Source organism: Variovorax sp. IB41 (assembly GCF_016405905.1).
Taxonomy (GTDB): domain Bacteria; phylum Pseudomonadota; class Gammaproteobacteria; order Burkholderiales; family Burkholderiaceae_C; genus Variovorax.
Window position 1 is genome coordinate 477997 of the sequence record NZ_JAEFCB010000001.1, and the last position, 17730, is coordinate 495726.

Sequence of the window (17730 nt, forward strand, 5' to 3'; positions counted from 1 at the left end):
TGGGTGACTTAGGCCAGTCACTTCTCGACTTGCACATCAGCCTCCCAGGTTCTGCTTGAAGAAATCGACCCAATGCGGCACCGCCACGAACCGGTCCTTCCAGTAGCCGGAGTGGTAGATCGTGCTCTTGCACTTGGCGAACATCGGTGCCGAGTCCGTGCCCGCCATGGTCTGGCCGCTGTTGAGCTCTCTGACCGTTGAACCCTCAATCAAGATGTCGCACTTCGCATAGTGCGGACCGAAATTGTTGCGCTGGCGCTTGTACGGTGCGTCGAAGCTATGGCCCTCCCCTTCCAGCACCACGATCTTGGCGTTGCCGCCGCGCCCGTTCATGTACGGCACATAGCGTTCGCAGTACCGACTCGGCGTCTCGTCATCGACTTCACCGGTGATGAACAGAAACGGTGTGCCGACATACCCATCTCGGTTAGCGTTGCGGAACCCGCAATAACCGTACATTCCGACCACCGCGTCCAGCGGCTGCGTCTTGAAAGTCTTGGCGTACAGCCGCGTCATGTTGCGATCAGCGAACTCGTGGACCCACTTCTGGACCAGCAAGATCGCTGCTGCACCGCCCTGCGACTCGCCGATGCTTCCGATCTTGGTGAAGCCTTTGGCACGCAGCAGATCGGCCGCGGCCAGGCTGTCGAACGCTTCGTTCAGTTCGGTAGCGCCCTTTGCCGCAGCTGCTACGTAGTCATCGTGCGTGGAGCCGACACCGCGCGGCGTCCAGTGATCGATCACGAGTGCAGCTAAGCCGGCCTCGCGCAAGCTCTTCACGTAGTCGAACATGCGTGCGTCCACGCCCTGCGAGCCATGGCTGATCAGCACGATCTTGCTCTGGCCCGGCTCGGCGAACAGCAAGCCTTTGGCGTCCAAGCGGTTGCAGACGAACGGCGTACCGGCACAGACCATGCTCGACCAGGAGAGTTGCTCGGCCGCCCCGGCCGGCGTTTGCCGAAGCGCCGCGGCGCTATCAGTCTGCGCCGAGACCAGTGCCGACGCGGCAACGGCGACCGCAGCGATGGCGGTTTTGACATTGATCCACATGAATGTTGTTCCAGTTATTGGGTTGCATGAGCCATGCGGCGCATCGCACCGCCAGGTGCTATGCGCCAAGCTGAGGGACGGCCGTGCTCTTGCCCGGTCTTGGCCGGACGATGCGGCAGCGTCACGGACGAAAGTGATCGCTACATCTTTGTGCGCTGGGCATCCGTTGCTTTGCGCGCTCGCTCGGAGGCTTCGCGCTCTTCCCGGTAGTACTGCAAGATGGCGTTCGACTGGACCAGCAGCACTGCGGCGTATCCCTTTTCGTCGCACGTGTAGTACGGATAGCTCCGGTAGCTGCAGCTGGCGAGCTGCGCCGTGCCCCACGGTCGCTTCCAGATCGTGGTCTCGGTGTCGAAGTTCGGCACTCTCGCGTCCATCGACGATAGCTTCCAGATCAACGGCTTTCGCTCACTTGGTCGAGCGCCGAACCTCTCGGAGAGTCTCTGAACAAGCTCTTCATACCGCTGCTTTCGCATCGCTGGCGTGAACTGCTCCGAGAACGTCTTGAACGTGTTCAGCTGGAACCTGGCCTCTTGAATGACGCCATCAGCCGTGGTGTACAGGCTGACGTTGAGCCGGTCGGTGACCCAGGTCGGTCGGCGGTCATCCGGAATGCTCAACTCGTCATGCCAAAGCTGGCCATTGCCGAGCCTGAACGGAATCTCGGATTTCCAACCCTTGCGCGGCGTCGTCCCATCGATGGTGTATCCGAAGAACGTTTGATCTTCCAGACTCGATGGCTGCGACGGCGTCTGTGCTGTTGCTTGTGATACGGCGAGCAGCAGCGAAAGCGAGATGGCGGCGTAGTGGTGGCGGCGGCTCATCGCTTGAACCCCATGACCAGCGAGATGACCAACGTCACCAGAAAACACAGCATCTGCTCGGACGATCCGATTGACGTCGTCAGCGTGTACAGGTAGTACACCGATGCGATCAGGATGGCATTCCGGATGTTCTTCGGGAAAGTCTTTACCTCACCCTTCGAGTCGTAGTACATCGGTCCGGTCAGTGCGACCAGCGCGGCGATCGGAGCGATGGTCATGAGCGACGCTATCAAGAACCAACGCCGGCGATACCACTGGGTCTTGGCGTACTCGCTCGACGCCGCGGCCAACGGCGCAGATACGGTCGCGCCGCCCGCCACAGAAAGATGCTGTGGTGCGCCGCATTTTGGGCACGTCGGCGCCGTCTCGTGAATCTGTACGCCGCAGCCGCGGCAATGCACAAAGGTTGTCACTTCAATTCTCCTCGTCAGTTGTTAAAGGTTTGCGATGCAGATCAGCAAGCCGATGCCTGCCGCCACGAGACCAACCGCGGCTGCGATGCGGCCGGGTTTCTGGTGATAGGTGCTCAACCCCGCGCAGATGACGGCGGTGAGCGTCAAGCCAAAGGCGCCCAGCAGCTCGTCGCGGTCAGACGGAAAGCCATCGGTCAGTACGGCCAACAGCATCAGCACGCCAAGGACGCACGAGACGATGCCCAGGGCCGGACTACCGGCTGAAGGCGACGCGGCTACGACTTGCTGCTGTGGAGCGCCGCAGTACGGACATACGGCTGCTCTCGTATGCAATGACTGGCCGCAGGCGCGGCAGTGAGCAAAGGTCGTCATCAATTTCTCCTCACCGTGTTGTTTTCTAAGCCCCACATTTCCTGCGAGGCGTGGTGTTTTCGATGCACATACGCATCATTAGTATATTCATCGATGCGAGTACTGCGTGGATACAGCCGCTACATGCGTGCAGATTCAGCATTGATGACATCAGCCTCTCGCTCAAGCAAGCCCGCCACATCGCAGCCAAAGACCGACGCCAAGCTGCCACACACCGCTTCCCGTCCGGAGCGCGATGCAAACCCCGTATCACTGGCGTTGGGTAAACAGCTCAAGAGCTTGCGAATCGATCGCCAGCTATCTCAGGAAGAATTGGCGGACAAGTCCGAAGTGGATCGAACTCAGATCAGCCGGATTGAGCGGGGCGTTGCCAATCCGTCTCTGATGACGCTGTCCATCATTTGCTACGTGCTCGACATCACACTGTCGGAGCTACTGGCCCCGATCAAGAAGAATTTGAAGCCGCACTGGGCCGATCCAACGGCCCCGATTCGGCGTGCCGCGGCACAAGGACAAAGATCAGCGCCACGTCGACTGCGCTAGCTGCTTGCGTGTTCTCGAGACTTCGCTCAGTCCGTCCGGCGACACTCAGCGGCCAGCACCATGCAGTGCGCGGCCAGATCACCAAGCTCGGCCATAAGCCAGCCCAGTGCTTCGATACTGTCGGCACCGACTGTGCCGTCTTCGATCACCGGCGACGAATTCGCTAGCAGATGACCGAGCGCGCCCAGACCGTTCTGGCACACGGCCATGATGGCTTGCGCGTTGTCGGCGAGTCGGCGTCGCGCCTCGTCGTCTTCCGAGGACGGCATCTTCAGATCGCATAGGAGCTGTCGCATCGGCCGCAGCGCCACGCTTCGATGTTGATGCCGTCGAGCGGCATGTCGATCAGCTGCGTCGCTCACTTCGCACTCCCCGGCCAAAAAAGCTGTCGTCGTTGCGGACCAACGAGATGGCCGACAGCAACTTCACCGGCTCACTCTGGCCCATGGTCGTGTAGTGCCAGTGCACCGACGCCCGCCGTTTGTCGAATGTCACTGGCTTGTCGATGCTCAGAATTCCATTGCAGCTCGCAAACGGCAAGGCATCATCAGATGGGTCCAGCACCAGCAAGGAATCGACCGTCAGCTTCTGGCCGACCGCAATGCCGCCGCAGCCGACGCCGAGCACCACATGCCGGTGATGGTCCTTGACGGCTTCGTAGCTGATCAAGGTCAGCTGTGCCCTCTTTAAGGAGTCCACGGCAAACGCATCGACGCCACGGTCAAAGCCGTCAGCCCAACGGACGGTGATCGGCAGTTCCATCGCTTCGAGTGCTTCCACCACGTCCGGCGCGTAGGCACCCTCGTGCCAGCTGTCGCCCAGCATTGTGTAGAGATCGGCGGCGACACCGTACTTCCGATGCGCCATCGCCAAGACGGCACTGCGCTTGACCAGATCAAGGATGACCAGCGCCATTGCCAAGCTGTACATCGCGCACGCGCTGTCGGCTTCACCCTGGCGGATATGAGCCGGAATGGGGTCTTGTCGCCGGCCTGTGGTCGTCAGCACGTTTCCGATATCGAGCGCCGGGTGATACCGCTGAACACGCATGCCCGCTTTGGTCGCCCGCGCCATCTCAGTAGTCCGAGGGTAGGAGCAACGTTGTGACCGAAAAGTCTCTTTCGGTTATCACGTAGACCTTCGGCGAACGGCGACGCTCTTCACTGGTCATCGACTGGAGCACGGTCGGATCGAGCAGCCGATAGACCGACAGCAGCCGGTTGCCGAGCTTCAGTGCTTCGTCGTTGGACCGCGCATCGTCGGCACCGACATCGCCCCAATCGCCACATTGATGGCGAGCCAGCAATGCCGAGGGCGAGACGCCATGCTTTTCCAGCAGCGCCAATGCCGCGGGGGTTGCGACCGTGCGGCCCAACCGAAAGCGCGGTTCGGAATTGCAGGGCGCGGCACTTGTGCAACGCTTGGTCTTGAATTTGGTCTCGGGCTTGAGAAGATCGCACATGAGAATTTTCTTTGTTCGTTGAATTCGAGACGTGCGAAGACCTCCGAAAACCATCGTTCGGATACGCGTGCGCACACGTCAGTGGTTGGAATCAGGGCAGCCAGCAGTGGCTGCAGAAATGGAACTTCTTTCTGCTATGCGGCGGCAACTGAGGCGACCGCGTACAGCGCCTGCATCAGCGCCAGAACCGTCACCGCCCGGTGTCGCTGGCCGTGATCGACAAAGCAACGCTGGACCGTCGACTCGATCAGGTCGAACGTCAGATGTCCAGCAAGCGGCTGGTACTGCTCGGCCGGAATCTGCCAGCCGGTGAGCCAGGTGATCACGACCGCTATCTGAGCCGCGCTCATCGAACGCTCGTTGCGCGCAGTCACAAAGACCTCGGCGACGGGCAGATCGAACCACTCAACAAGCAGACCGTCGGGTACATCGTTCTCAGGTTGCAGCGTCCAATGGGACCGCGGCTCCAGCAGATCGGCCAGCAGCGCGCTTCTTGAACGATGAACGGTTTCCAACACTTCCACCAGCGTCTCGCTGGCTTCCAGGCACTGGCTCACGCTCGACGGCACGCGCAGCGTATCCGTCAGCATCAAGCGCAGAGCCCGCAGTCGGCACGGCGAGGCCAAGCAAACGGCCACGGCGATTGCAGGCTCGTCCAGCAAGATCGAAAGTGCCTCGATGGCATCCGCCCAGTTCTCGCACGGCACGCATCCGAGCACCCGATTGAGCACAGCCGGATGCTCGGTTTCAGCACAGTAGGACCAGAGCAGGAGCTTTCGCTCGACCTCAGTCAGATGGAGCAATTCCGCGAGCCAGTCGAGATTCCTGAGCACGGAACATTCGCCATCGAATTCAGGCACTACCAAGGCCTGTATTTGGATACCGAATAACACTGGGTCGATCAGCTCTTCCGGGCAATCGACGGGCAAGAGGAATCGCGGAACATTGGCGGAATAAATGCGAACGTTCGCAATACCAAGCTCGGGGGCAAAGTAATTCCGAATATGACGAGCGGCCCGCTGGAATTCTTCGCCCTGATCGTCGTCGATCAAGCGATGCAAATTCGCACCGATAAACTTCAGCATCAGCTTCGTTTGGGCTTGGCGGAACGCCATATTGCAGGGGTGTTCGGGCACGGAAAAGGGCAATGCACGGGGTGTAGCAACCAATGCTTCGGGCATGGCTGCGCCACCGGACAAGGTGTCGGTCATAAAAGCTCCGAGAGTGAGTGGGAACAGGGACGTCGAATCAGACGCGCGGGCGCTGGCATCGGCCACGACAAGGCGGCCGGCGAGCGGTCAGAAACGATCTGGGAAAGCGAAAGTCGACGGTAGAAAACCGCCGATAACCAGGCTGCCAGCCGACAACTCAATTAGCCGTCGAACTCGGAATTGGTCAGAAAAGCATAAAAAACCGCTGAAAATCAGCTGTTTTCAAGCCAAAAACAGTGGATTTCAAGAAAATCCGGCTATTTGCTCTATTTTACCACAAATTTCGATAAAATAGAGTCAATTGAAATTGCACAGATCAATGGCATTTCGATCATTCAATTCAATTGATTTGTCTGTCATTTTCAATGCCCAGCTTTAAACCGCTGGTGGTGGTGGCAGACAAAAAACCCCGCCGAAGCGGGTAGTAAATGATCCGAAGACAGGGATCGAATGGCCGCACTACAGGACGCCTCGATGAAAACGATCGGCACTGACATTCAAAACAGCAGGGAAATTTCCGCTGGGCCGCTCTGGCGTAGGAGATGGGCTGGCATCGGGATGCGCGTTTTGCGCATCGCTTGAGCGTCGTCGAACCGCCACTGTCAGGTAGTCAGGTCGGCGCAGCCGGCCGCTAACCGGAGACAACCATGGCAGACGATCCCAAGAAGACAGGGCTGGACCGCAAACTGATCGCCATGCATGAGCCTCACGAGGTGCGCTCGTGGATGGAATCGCTTGGCTGTACCGAGACACAGCTGCGCGATGCGGTGAAGGCCGTCGGCAACTCTGCGGAGGCCGTGCGCGAATACCTCGCCGGCAAGCGTTGATGAGCCACATTCGGCGCATTGCCGTACACGTCGACGAGCCTGATCCTGGCCTTTTCTACTGGGTGCTCATGGAGGAAGGCGACGACACCAGTCAATGGGTCGAGCTCGAGTCCGCTGATGAGCACTACGACATGTGGCTTGACGCGCTGCAGGCTGGCGTTCGAGCGCTTGAGGGCTATGCGCCAGACGAGCGGATCGGCCCCAGGGCGTCCGGCGACGACGAAGACGCCAACCCAGTTCGGGAGCAAGAAACATGACGCCCCAACGAGAACCCCGACCGTCTGTTCTAGGGAAGCGGCTGATGTTCACTCTGCTGGCGATCATCGCCGTAGTCATCGTGGGCGTGCTGTTTGTCTACGGGATAAAGGATCCTGCGAAGGGTCCCGGCAATCTTCCGCCTGGCGGCGCCTCCGCCCCTCACTCCGAAAGCGGATTGCCCGCATCCAAGTAAGGCATGGACCGTGGCGCAGCAAATCAAATGCAAGGGTGCACGGTGGTGCTGAGATAAGTAATCTCATGCGGATGGAAGGGAATGCCTCGCGTGGTCCCTACCAGTTTGCGCAGTTGCGGTTTGTCTCGGTGCTCAAATCGACAGGAATGATTGAGGCTGAGATGGAGCCACGGTTCTCGTCGATAAACCGGTATTCGCAGCCGCTGGCGGCGACGGTGTTTCGCATTACGGCAGCCGGCAAGACTCAACTCGAGAACTGGTGAGATGTGCTGATTCAACTGATGGCAAGCAGCGTCGAATGACAAACTTACTCACTGTGTGAGCGCGCTCCTACAAAGCGCATACTCCCGCGATGCGCCTCAGCCAATTCATCAGGGACAACATCGAGCCGATCTTGGTGGAGTGGGAAATGTTCGCTCGCACCATGATCCCTCCGGCGGAGACGATGTCCGTCGCCGAGCTGCGCGATCACGCGCATGAAATCCTGCTCGCCATTGCCGACGAGATGGAGTCCAGCCAGTCCGAGGACGAGCGCGAAGCCAAGTCCAAGGGCCTTGCCGGGCCGGGCATCAAGGTGACCTTTGCCGCTGTCCATGGCACGTTGCGCCAGCGCGTCGGTTTCGACCTGAGCCAGCTGAGCGCCGAATACCGCGCCCTGCGCGCATCGGTGCTGCGCCTGTGGATGGCCCAGGTCGGCACGGTCGACGCCACCGTGCTCGAGGAGGTGATTCGCTTCAACGAGGGCATCGATCAGGGACTTGCCGAAGCCATGCTCACCTACTCGGAGCACATGGCCAGTTCGCGGGACACCTTCCTGGCCGTGCTCGGCCATGACCTGCGAAGCCCGCTCGGGGCGCTCAGTTCCTGCGTGCATCTGCTGGGGCACGTCGTCGATGGCAAGCCCAACGAGCGCGCGCTGCGCATCGCCAGGCAGAGCGTCACCTCCATCAGCGAAATGATCACCGACCTCCTGGAGTACACCCGCACCCGGCTCGGGCGCGGGATCGAAGTCACGCCGCAGCATGGCGATCTGAGCGCGCTGTGCGATGAGGCTTTCGACCAGGTCTGCGCCGCCTATCCGCTGCGCAAGCTCGAGGCGGACATCACCCCTGCCGTGACGATGGACTTCGATGCGCCACGCATGCGGCAGGTGCTCTCCAATCTCCTGAACAACGCCGTCCAGCACGGCGACCCGGCCTTTCCGGTGGTCCTGGCGGTTCACATCGAGGGAAAGGAAGCGACGCTGACCGTCAAAAACCACGGCACGCCCATTCCCGCCGACTCGATGCAAGTCATATTCAACCCGCTGGTCCAGGTCACGTCGAAGGAATCGGAGCCCCACGAGCGCCCCGCGACCAGCCTGGGCCTGGGCTTGTTCATAGCCCGGGAAATTGTGAAAGGTCACGAGGGGACGATCGCTGTGACATCGTCGGAAGTAGAAGGCACGTCCTTTGTCGTGCGCTTGCCGCTGTTTAGCACGGCGGGGGCCGAAAACGCTCAGTGAGGCGATACCGGCACGGCCTTCGAGGTAGCAAGCGCCAATGTGGAAGCCCGACAAGCCCATCGTGATCGCAGGCGAAGCGCTAACCGACATCGAAGTCTGGTGGCGCGAGTTTGGCAACGCATTCCACGAACTGTGCGCTGGCGAGGTCGATGAAGAATGGCTGGTCAGCATCACGCATGCAATCTACCCATTGGCCCTCGATCACGAACCTCGCGGCACAGCCAAGCTGGTCTACACCGCGCTGATGTTCGAGATGCCGGAATTCGTGGAAGGCGAGCACGCCGCGCGAGCGCGCAACGTTCGGCTGAAGGCAATCAGGGCCTGGATGTCACGGTGCAATGGCCCTTGGCAGCCGCGGTAGCGGCGCCGTAATTGCCCAGGGGGCAAAATGGCTTTTTTTGAGTGCTTAGGGCAGCGTCATGAACATCCAGCAGCGAAACAACATTCAGGTGCTTGGCGCTGGGGATCAAACGATGATCTTCGCTCACGGGTTCGGTTGCGACCAGAACATGTGGCGATTCATGGCTCCGAAGTTTGCCGAGCGCTTTCGCGTGGTGACCTTCGATCTTGTCGGCTCGGGCCAGTCGGACCTGGGCGCCTACGACAAGGCCAAGTACGCAAGCCTCCAAGGCTATGCCGACGACGCGCTGGAGATCGCGAACGAATTTGCGACAGGGCCAACGATGTTCGTCGGTCACTCCGTGAGCGCCATGATCGGCATGCTGGCCGACTTGAAGGAGCCTGGTGTTTTCGCGGCACACATGATGATCGGTCCGTCGCCCTGCTACGTAAATAACGGCGACTACGTTGGCGGCTTCACTCGCGACGACATCGACTCGCTTCTCGACGCGCTGGAGAGCAACTATCTCGGCTGGGCCAGCAGCATGGCGCCTGCGATCATGGGCGTGCCCGAGCGGCCCGAGTTCGGCGCCGAACTCACGGCCAGCTTCTGCCGCACCGATCCCGAGATCGCCAAGGAATTCGCCAAGACCACCTTCCTATCTGACAACCGGGCGGACGTGGCAAGGCTGCAAACGCCCACGCTCGTGATCCAGTCGTCCGAGGATCTCATCGCCCCCGTGACGGTCGGCGAATACATGCAGCGCACGCTGCCGAACAGCACGCTGCGCGTTGTAGCCAACACCGGGCATTGCCCACACCTGAGCGCGCCCGGAGCAAGCTGCGACGCGATCGAGGAGTTCCTGGCCACGCTCGGACAGCCGAGAGACAAATGAGCCCGGTTCTGCCGGAACCCGATGACCTCCTCGATGAGGCGCCCTGCGGTTTCCTGGTCACGACCCTGGATGGCACCATCCTGAAAGTCAACGCGACTTTCTGCAATTGGATCGGCATTCCGCGCGATGACCTCGTCGGCAACAAGCGCGTGCAGGAGCTGTTCACCATGGGCGGGCGCATCTTCCACCAGACCCACTGGGCGCCCGCGCTGCAAATGCAGGGCTCGCTGGCCGAGGTGAAGTTCGACGTGCGCCACCGCGACGGCCGCAGCATTCCGATGATCTTCAACGCGCGACAGCGGAAACGTGCTCATGGCGATTTCCATGAAATCGCCGCTTTCGTAGCAGAAGACCGCAACCGCTACGAGCGCGAACTCTTGAGCGCGCGAAAGAAAGCCGACCTCCTGCTCGAGGCGGAACGCGACTCGCAACACCTGCTGAGGGACCGTGCGCTCTTCGCAGAGCAGATGGTGGGCATCGTGAGCCACGACCTGCGAAACCCACTGTCGGCCATCCTGATGGGGCTGCAGGTGCTCGGGCGCTCCGAGAACGAGCGTCGCGTTCGTGTGCTGGGCCACGTGCGCAATTCGGCCGAGCGCGCCCAGCGCCTGATCGAGGAACTGCTGGACTTCACGCAGGCGCGCATCGGCAAGGGCTTGACCGTGAATCTCGGGGCCATCGATCTGCACGAGATCACGGCACATGCGATCGACGAATTGATGCTCGCATTTCCGGACCGGGAAATCGTCCATCGCCCGAGTGGCCCAGGAGCATGCGTCGCCGATTCGGATCGACTGGCGCAACTCATCGGCAACCTCGTGAGCAATGCGGCGACCTACGGCGGCCGAGGCATGCCGATCGAAGTGCGCTCACAAATCGACGGATCAGATGCTGTGGTGTCGGTGCTCAATCAGGGCGAACCAATCTCGCCTTCCATGCTTGCCACGGTGTTCGAGCCGATGGTGCGAGGCGCAACCGCAAGCGGTTCGGCACGCAGCGTGGGCTTGGGGCTTTTCATCGTGAATGAGATTGCGAAGGCTCACAACGGCTCGATGAGCGTGACCTCTTCAGCCGCGCACGGGACCGAATTTACGCTGCGCTTTCCTGCATGCCGGGCTTCGGAATAGGGCCCTTCTTCTTTCGAGTTTAGGTAGCAGCACCTCAGAACGGCAGCTCTTCTTCCTGGGGGCCGGTAGGTGCTGGTTCGCCCTCTCTGAGCTCGGCGGCCGACACTGGTACGGCGCTCATCAGGTCAACAGGGATGAGTCCGATCATCCGGCGTGCCTCCTCCGGAGTACACGTCAGCCAGCGGTCGAAGTCACGCTCTTCAATCGCAACGACGGAGCGCTTGTCCTGCACCTCGAGCGGCTTCTTCGTCGTCTTGTCGATCTCGGGCTTGTGCATGCGAGACATGATCGGATGCAGTTTCGCGTCAAGGGTTGCGCACGGTGTAGCGCTCCTCATAACGTTAGTTTCGTAGTCGACCAATTCTCTACCGACCGCGAAACCCCACAGAACTGCAACGAAGATTTTGCGCCGACGGGCCGTCCGGCTAAAGTCGCCCACTAACTGGGCAAGCCAATCCCAGTTCCAAGCACATGCGGGGGGCCTGCAGGCGCTCGCACGACGCTCGGGATGGCGTGACAAACCGGGCGGGCCATACGGTTCAACTATGCAGACTGACTCCAAAACTCTGTCCGACCGCGCTCTCGCCTCGCAGGCCGGCGCGGTCTTGGCAGAGGTTCGTTGGCGATTCGGGCCATTCGTTCTGCATGAGATGCAACGTCGACTCGAACGCGGCGACGAACTCGTGCGACTGGGGCCGCGCGCGTTCGACTTGCTGCTGCAGCTCATCAAGCGCGCCGGCGAGTACATTGGTAAGGATGAACTTCTGGCCACCGTCTGGGCCGGCGTCGTGGTCGAGGAAGCCAGCGTGCGCGTTCACATGTCGCTGCTGCGTAAGGCGCTAGGGCCGCTGGGCGAGTCGGAAAAGGGCGAGGGGCGCGAGGAGTGGATCACCAATGTGCCCCAGCGCGGCTATCGCTTTAACGTCAAAGTCGACCGCGAAGCGATGGATACCTCAAATGGCATCGAAGCTCGCTCACCCGCGCCTTCTTTCAACAGGTTGCCGGCGCGCCTGACCGAGCTTGTGGGCCGTGAGTCGGAGGTTGAAAAGGTTCTATCGTCGCTCGAGTCACACCAGTTGGTCACTCTCGTCGGTCCGGGCGGCATTGGCAAGACCAGCGTCGCGATCCACGTCGCGGAACACTGGCAGTCGCGCCGCGGCACGCCGTGCGCCTTCGTTGACCTTGCTCCGCTGATCTCGCATGACCACGTACTTGGGACCATCGCGCGCGCACTGGGTGCTGCGGCGGACATGCCGGATACCGTGCAGACAATCACCCAATTTCTGCAGGGGCAAGAGGTGCTACTGCTGATCGACAACTGCGAACACGTCATTGAGTCGCTCGCGCTGCAGGTCACGCTCTTGCTGACTACTTCGCCTGGGCTGCGAGTGCTAGCCACAAGTCGCGAGTCCCTTCGCGTCGCTGCGGAGTATGTGGTGCGGCTGCCGCCATTGGCCGTTCCTGACGCTGACAACATTCTGCTTCCTCAAGCCATGCAGTGGCCTTCGGTCAAGTTACTGGTGGAGCGCGCAAGGGCAGCCGGTGCCGGTTCGTTCGACGAATCGCACGGCTCTCAACTTTCAATGATCGCGAGACAGGTTGATGGCATTCCGCTGGCCATCGAGTTGGTGGCAGCGCGCCTGGCTGTGCAATCAATCCATGATCTTGCACGAACGCTGAACGATCACATGCGTCTCTTTGCCATCGGCAAACGAGCGGTGGCGCCGCGCCACAAGACCCTTGCCGCGGCGCTCGACTGGAGCATCGCGCTATTGGACGAAGAGGAACTTCGGCTGCTGCGTCGGCTGTCAGTTTTTCGCGGCCGCTTCGACGTCGAATCGGCGATGGCCATCTACGACGACACCGCATCCGAGGCAGCGTTCGACGCTCTAATCTCGCTGACCAACAAGTCGCTGATTTCGTTCGACAGCAATGACGCCATCGCGCCTTACCGCCTACTGGACACGACACGCGCCTACGCCGCCACGCTGCTGGCTCGCAGTGACGAGCGCCCGCTGCTATTGAAGCGCCACGCGATGTTCATGCTCGATCTGATGAGAGCGGCAACGTCCGACCTGCCGGATAGCACTGAACAGGTATGGGGCGAGCGGTATGCGTTCAGGCTCGACGACGTGCGCTTCGCGTTTGAGGTCTGCTTGGTCGAGCAGCCTGATGTGAAGATCGCTGCGTCACTGGTCACCGCGTCAGCGCCCTTGTGGTTCTACGTCTCGCAAGTCGTGGAGTACGGCGACAAAGTGAGGGCCGCACTTGCGCTGGTCGACCAGCAGCCTGAGCAAGACATGGCAACGGCGGCTTGGCTAGCCACGGCCCTAGTGGGAGCCCTGTTGCACACCGTAAGGCCCGCTCATGACCTCAGCGCGGCCTGCGACCGGGCGCTATCCGGTGCACTGGCTGCCAAGGTGCGCGCGCTGGAGCTTCAGGCTCGCTGGGCTCACTGCACATATGATGTGTTTCGCGGTGAGTACGCGGCGGCTTGGAAAGGCGCGCAAGCTCTGCTCGGCGCCGTGCAAACGTGGGACGACCCGCCGGCTTTGATACTGGCGCATCGCGTAAGCGCGATCACCAGCCATTTCCGCGGGGACTTCGAGGTGTCCCGACTGCACAGCGAGGCTTCAATCGCCATCACCGGTGGCCTAGGTCGAACGCGCTCGAGCATGTTCCAGGTGGACGCCATCGTTGCATCCAACTCGGTGCTGTGCCGCACCCTGTGGATTCAAGGAGACAACTTGCGGGCGCTGCAGATGGCGCGCGACACAATGGCTCGCGCCGAGTCGCTTGGCAATTCCGTGTCGCTGTGTGCCGCGGGATACGGGGCCTGCGCCGTGGCGCTGTGGTCGGGCGAGACCGAACTGGCGCGCAGGTGGATTCAGCTGATGTGGGAGGAGGGACGCCGCCGAGGCCTGCTCGGGTGGCACCGGCATGCTGAGTGCTTTGTGCTGGCCATGCAACTGTACGACGCACCCGATCCACAGCGACACATCGCCGAGGTGCTTGGACAATTCGGTGGCTATGACAAGCAGCGCAAGGAAACGCTCGTGACCTTCTGCCCCGAATGGGTCGAAGACGAAATGGTAGAGCTCGTCTTGCAGGGTGAGAGCCATTGGAGCGCGTCAGAAGTCTGGCGCGCCGCCGGTCTACGCAGCGAACGACACGGCGCGGTCAAAGAGGCCGAGACGTTCTACCTTCGCGCAGCAAAGACCTCCAGGCAACAAGGCGCCATGGGTTGGGAGCTGCGCGCCGTGCAAAACCTGGCGCGCCTGTGGGCCGGCCAGGGCCGGATGCAAGAGGCAATACAGCTGCTAGACGAGACCTGCGAACGTACCGGCCCGTCTGGCACAGGTCGTGATTTTAATCAAGCCCGCGAACTTCGGCAGAAGTTGTGAAATCAGCGAGAAAGCGGTGTCTTGACTTTGCCTAATTCAGTACGAGTGAAGTTATTGAAGACCAGCTACCGACATTCGCTCGAATTTCCAGGCTCTCCGACTAGCGAGCTCAACTTCATTTTTGCGCGCCCTATGGGACGTCCATTCGGGAAGTCGAAGAGCTGCCTCGGCCTCGGTAACGATTGAGACGTTCTCGCTGTCGTTAAAGAGGCGTGGGCGCGATGCCTTTTTTACGAACTCGATCTCCATCGTCAGCTGCCCAATCTCGCGCTCCAAGGCGGAGATCTTCGTTTCATAGTCAGCCATACGAACCGACTCACCCTCCGTTGCTGAGCTTGATGCGATCAAACGAAGTCAGCCACATCTGGATGAGATTGGCCGAGAGATACGTAGTTGCGCTAGGCGCTTCGCCATGCCAAGTCGCCTGAGCGAATGTCATTGCACAGCTTCTGCAGGAACTACACAGAGCGCCTGCGAAACGGACCTGTTGCGGAGGTGGAACTTCGCCTTTGTTGAAGTTCGGCCAGCGTAGTAGTTCCATCTTTTCCCGATGGCCGAGTCTGTGGGGTTCATCGCAATCGCGCCGGGATCCTATGCAATCGACAGCTTCTTGTTCGCTTCTTCGTGGGGCATTGGTTCTGATTGCGCAACACGGCGATTCCGTCTGCCGATCTTCCGGAATGAGGGACGGCTCCATAGCATGAGCCCATCGCAGCGTGACAGTTTCAGGCCAGGGCCCACTCTTGCTAGCACTGTCTGCGCAACCTCTGCTCCACGAAAGAAAGTCTTTATGTCCATCCACGGCAAGGAGCCGTCCGCCAGGCGTCTGTTCCTGCGCAAGATAGGCGGCGCATCCGGCGCGGCGCTCGCGGCGCCGGCACTGCTCGGCGGTTTTGCTGCATCTTCCACTTCGGCGCAAAGCGTCTCGGCCAGCCCGTCGCGTGCCTCAGGGTATTTGTCGTTGGGCCCGCAGGAAGTGGCCTGTGTCGAAGCCCTGGTGAACCTGATGTGCCCTGCCGATGCGTTGACGCCAAACGGCGTCGACTGCGGCCTCCACGTCTACATCGACCGACAACTCGCCGGCGCTTGGGGACGCGGCGACCAGCTCTATCGGCAAGGTCCCTGGCGCCCAGGCAAGCCGCAGCACGGCTACCAGTCGCCGCTCACGCCCGAAGAACACTTCAAGGCCGGCATCGCAATGCTTCGCCACGAGGCCGAGCAGCGCACGGGCAAGGCCATCGAGCAACTCGATGCTCCGCGCCTGGACGCCTTGCTGCAGGAGGTGGCCGCGGGCCGCATGGACAACGAGCGCTACGCGCTTGGCGCATGGTTCAACGACCTTTTCTATCCGCTGTTCGCGCAGGCCTGCTTTGCCGACCCGATCTACGGCGGCAACCGAGACAAGGCCTTCTGGCGCGCCATCGGCTTTCCGGGGCTGCCCGCTTTTCACGGACGCAACGTCGTCGAGTTCCGAGGCCGCGCCGTCCCCGCCGCGTCCAAACCGCAGTCGATCGAGGACTTCAGTTGAAGACCCACGCACCATGACCAAGAAACTACCCAAGCGCTCCGTCGTCTTCGTCGGCGGCGGACTCACCGCCGCACTCGCGGCACGGCAGATGATGAGCGCCGGCATCGACGTGCTGGTGCTCGAGCGAGGCGGCGACCATGCCGGCAGCGCCGCCGCGACACTGCCCAACCAGCGCGACGAATTGCGCTGGGGCGTGCACAACGGCCTGGTCCAGAACTGGGCCAACGAGACCTATACCCTGCGCCACGCCGCGAGCGAAAGCGCCCTGCCCGTGCGCCGGATGGAGGCTTTTCTCCCGGGCGACGGCATGGGCGGCGCGGCCAACCACTGGAACGGCCAGACCTGGCGCTGGGCCGAATACGACCCGGCCCTGCGCACCCGCCTGGAGGCCCGCTACGGCAAGGCCGCGATCCCGCGCGAGATGACCGTGCAGGACTGGGGCATCGGCTACGCAGAGATGGAGCCCTACCACGACCTCTTCGAGCAGCTCTTCGGCATCGCCGGGCAGGCCGGCAATGTCGGCGGAAAGCTGATCGAGGGCGGCAACCCCTTCGAGGCACCGCGCAAGCGCGACTTTCCGCAGAAGCCGCTCGAAATCCTCGAATCGGGCCGGATCTTCAAGGCCGCCGCACAGAGCCTCGGCTACAAGCCGTTCCCGCTGCCCGCGGCCAACTCGCCGGGCGCCTACACCAACCCTGACGGTGCGAGCCTCGCACCTTGCCAGTACTGCGGCCACTGCGAACGCTTTCTCTGCGAAGCCAATGCCAAGGCCAGCCCGATGGTGCTGCTCTACCCGATGCTGCAGAAGCAACGCAATTTCGAGATACGCCTGCATTCCCAGGTGACCGGCATCGACTACGACAAGCGCGCCCAACGCGTCACCGCCGTGCGCTTCATCGACCTGCAGACCGCGCAGGAGTACGAGCAGCCCGCCGACGTGGTGGTGCTCTCGGGATTCACCATGACCAACACCAAGCTGCTGCTCACGAGCGGCATCGGCAGGCCCTACGACCCGAAGACCGGCAAGGGCACGGTCGGCAAGAACTTCTGCTACCAGGTGATGTCGTCGGTGCCGGTGTTCTTCAAGGACCGCTTCATCAATCCGTTCATGGCTTCGGGTTCCTCGCAGATGGTCGTGGACGAGTTCAACGGCGACAACTTCGACCACGCCGGGCTCGGCTTCTTCGGCGGCGGCTACATCTACTCGAACGTGACGAACGGCCGGCCGATCAATGCGCGGCTGCTGCCGGCCGGCACGCCGCGCTGGGGATCGGCCTGGAAGCAGGCCAACGCCGACTGGTACTCGCACGCCTTCAACGTCTCCGTGCACGGCAGCAACTACCCTCACCGCGAGAACTACCTGGACCTGGACCCCACCTACCGCGACGCCTACGGCATGCCGCTCGTGCGCATGACCTTCAACTTCCACGAGAACGACTACCGCATGAGCGAGTACGTCACGAACAAGGCCGCCGGCATCGCGCGCGCCATGGGCGCCACGACCGTGGGCACGCCGCAACCCCGGCGCGGCGACTTCGACGCGCGCCAGTACCAGACCACGCACACCACCGGTGGAACCATCATGGGCGCAGATCCCGCAACGAGCGTGGTCTCGCCGCACCTGCAGCACTGGGACGCGCAGAACCTCTTCGTGGTCGGCGCGTCGGTCTACGCGCACAACGCCGGCTACAACCCGACCGGTCCGCTCGCGGCGCTCGCGCTGCGCCTGGGCGATGACCTCGTGCGCTACGCCAAGCAACCGCGCATGTTGTGAGGAGA

General features: G+C 61.5%; 21 protein-coding genes. 12 read left to right on the forward strand and 9 right to left on the reverse strand.

What is annotated here, in order from left to right; all coding sequences use genetic code 11:
* Window positions 1-36 precede the first annotated feature (36 nt).
* The 4 genes from JC881_RS02220 to JC881_RS02235 all read right to left on the reverse strand — a co-directional run bounded on the left by JC881_RS02220 (window position 37) and on the right by JC881_RS02235 (window position 2659).
* The gene (locus JC881_RS02220) at window positions 37-1050 is read right to left on the reverse strand and encodes a dienelactone hydrolase family protein (RefSeq protein ID WP_198784081.1); all 1014 of its coding nucleotides are present in this window, start codon (window positions 1048-1050) and stop codon (window positions 37-39) included.
* 140 nt (window positions 1051-1190) lie between these two features.
* Window positions 1191-1874: a hypothetical protein gene (locus JC881_RS02225; protein WP_198784082.1), complete on the reverse strand. Its 684-nt coding sequence runs from the start codon at window positions 1872-1874 to the stop codon at window positions 1191-1193.
* Entirely contained in the window at window positions 1871-2287 is a 417-nt protein-coding gene (locus JC881_RS02230) for a hypothetical protein (RefSeq protein ID WP_198784914.1), read from the reverse strand. Before JC881_RS02230 ends, JC881_RS02225 begins: the two co-directional genes overlap by 4 nt.
* Before the next feature lie 21 nt (window positions 2288-2308).
* On the reverse strand, window positions 2309-2659 hold the full coding sequence (locus JC881_RS02235; protein ID WP_198784083.1) for a hypothetical protein: 351 nt from the start codon (window positions 2657-2659) through the stop codon (window positions 2309-2311).
* A 123-nt stretch (window positions 2660-2782) separates the two neighbouring features.
* Between JC881_RS02235 and JC881_RS02240 the strand changes: the two genes are divergently transcribed.
* Window positions 2783-3202, forward strand: coding sequence for a helix-turn-helix domain-containing protein (locus tag JC881_RS02240; RefSeq protein WP_233101484.1), 420 nt, complete (start codon window positions 2783-2785; stop codon window positions 3200-3202).
* A gap of 26 nt (window positions 3203-3228) precedes the next feature.
* On the opposite strand, the gene JC881_RS02245 is transcribed toward JC881_RS02240, so the two are convergent.
* The 4 genes from JC881_RS02245 to JC881_RS02260 all read right to left on the reverse strand — a co-directional run bounded on the left by JC881_RS02245 (window position 3229) and on the right by JC881_RS02260 (window position 5875).
* Window positions 3229-3564 (reverse strand): hypothetical protein, encoded by a 336-nt coding sequence (locus tag JC881_RS02245; protein WP_233101485.1) that lies wholly within the window; start codon window positions 3562-3564, stop codon window positions 3229-3231.
* Window positions 3548-4276 (reverse strand): hypothetical protein, encoded by a 729-nt coding sequence (locus tag JC881_RS02250; RefSeq protein WP_198784085.1) that lies wholly within the window; start codon window positions 4274-4276, stop codon window positions 3548-3550. The genes JC881_RS02245 and JC881_RS02250 overlap by 17 nt, the downstream gene beginning before the upstream one ends.
* A gap of 1 nt (window position 4277) precedes the next feature.
* Window positions 4278-4664 (reverse strand): type I restriction endonuclease subunit M, encoded by a 387-nt coding sequence (locus tag JC881_RS02255; RefSeq protein WP_233101486.1) that lies wholly within the window; start codon window positions 4662-4664, stop codon window positions 4278-4280.
* Window positions 4665-4798: 134 nt separating this feature from the next.
* Window positions 4799-5875 (reverse strand): hypothetical protein, encoded by a 1077-nt coding sequence (locus JC881_RS02260; RefSeq protein WP_198784086.1) that lies wholly within the window; start codon window positions 5873-5875, stop codon window positions 4799-4801.
* A 647-nt stretch (window positions 5876-6522) separates the two neighbouring features.
* Here JC881_RS02260 and JC881_RS02265 point away from each other — a divergent pair.
* The 8 genes from JC881_RS02265 to JC881_RS02295 all read left to right on the forward strand — a co-directional run bounded on the left by JC881_RS02265 (window position 6523) and on the right by JC881_RS02295 (window position 11019).
* Window positions 6523-6702, forward strand: coding sequence for a DUF3606 domain-containing protein (locus JC881_RS02265; RefSeq protein ID WP_198784087.1), 180 nt, complete (start codon window positions 6523-6525; stop codon window positions 6700-6702).
* On the forward strand, window positions 6702-6959 hold the full coding sequence (locus JC881_RS02270; protein WP_198784088.1) for a hypothetical protein: 258 nt from the start codon (window positions 6702-6704) through the stop codon (window positions 6957-6959). Before JC881_RS02265 ends, JC881_RS02270 begins: the two co-directional genes overlap by 1 nt.
* 44 nt (window positions 6960-7003) lie before the next feature.
* A complete protein-coding gene (locus JC881_RS02275) occupies window positions 7004-7153 on the forward strand; it encodes a hypothetical protein (RefSeq protein WP_233101487.1) in 150 nt (49 codons plus the stop codon).
* A gap of 65 nt (window positions 7154-7218) precedes the next feature.
* Window positions 7219-7416 (forward strand): hypothetical protein, encoded by a 198-nt coding sequence (locus JC881_RS32285; RefSeq protein WP_233101488.1) that lies wholly within the window; start codon window positions 7219-7221, stop codon window positions 7414-7416.
* A gap of 89 nt (window positions 7417-7505) precedes the next feature.
* Window positions 7506-8657 (forward strand): ATP-binding protein, encoded by a 1152-nt coding sequence (locus JC881_RS02280; protein ID WP_198784090.1) that lies wholly within the window; start codon window positions 7506-7508, stop codon window positions 8655-8657.
* Window positions 8658-8694: 37 nt separating this feature from the next.
* Window positions 8695-9018, forward strand: a complete 324-nt coding sequence (locus JC881_RS02285; RefSeq protein ID WP_198784091.1) for a hypothetical protein — start codon at window positions 8695-8697, stop codon at window positions 9016-9018.
* A gap of 58 nt (window positions 9019-9076) precedes the next feature.
* Window positions 9077-9892: an alpha/beta fold hydrolase gene (locus JC881_RS02290; protein WP_198784092.1), complete on the forward strand. Its 816-nt coding sequence runs from the start codon at window positions 9077-9079 to the stop codon at window positions 9890-9892.
* Window positions 9889-11019, forward strand: a complete 1131-nt coding sequence (locus JC881_RS02295) for a PAS domain-containing sensor histidine kinase (protein ID WP_198784093.1) — start codon at window positions 9889-9891, stop codon at window positions 11017-11019. Before JC881_RS02290 ends, JC881_RS02295 begins: the two co-directional genes overlap by 4 nt.
* 34 nt (window positions 11020-11053) lie before the next feature.
* Here the strand turns inward: JC881_RS02295 and JC881_RS02300 are convergent, their stop codons facing one another.
* Window positions 11054-11296, reverse strand: a complete 243-nt coding sequence (locus tag JC881_RS02300) for a hypothetical protein (RefSeq protein WP_233101489.1) — start codon at window positions 11294-11296, stop codon at window positions 11054-11056.
* A 268-nt stretch (window positions 11297-11564) separates the two neighbouring features.
* Between JC881_RS02300 and JC881_RS02305 the strand changes: the two genes are divergently transcribed.
* The 3 genes from JC881_RS02305 to JC881_RS02315 all read left to right on the forward strand — a co-directional run bounded on the left by JC881_RS02305 (window position 11565) and on the right by JC881_RS02315 (window position 17725).
* Window positions 11565-14423 (forward strand): ATP-binding protein, encoded by a 2859-nt coding sequence (locus JC881_RS02305; RefSeq protein ID WP_198784094.1) that lies wholly within the window; start codon window positions 11565-11567, stop codon window positions 14421-14423.
* A gap of 790 nt (window positions 14424-15213) precedes the next feature.
* Window positions 15214-15951 carry a gluconate 2-dehydrogenase subunit 3 family protein gene (locus JC881_RS02310; RefSeq protein WP_198784095.1) on the forward strand — a complete coding sequence of 246 codons (738 nt, stop codon included), beginning with the start codon at window positions 15214-15216 and terminating at the stop codon, window positions 15949-15951.
* A gap of 13 nt (window positions 15952-15964) precedes the next feature.
* On the forward strand, window positions 15965-17725 hold the full coding sequence (locus JC881_RS02315; RefSeq protein ID WP_198784096.1) for a GMC family oxidoreductase: 1761 nt from the start codon (window positions 15965-15967) through the stop codon (window positions 17723-17725).
* Window positions 17726-17730: the final 5 nt, after the last annotated feature.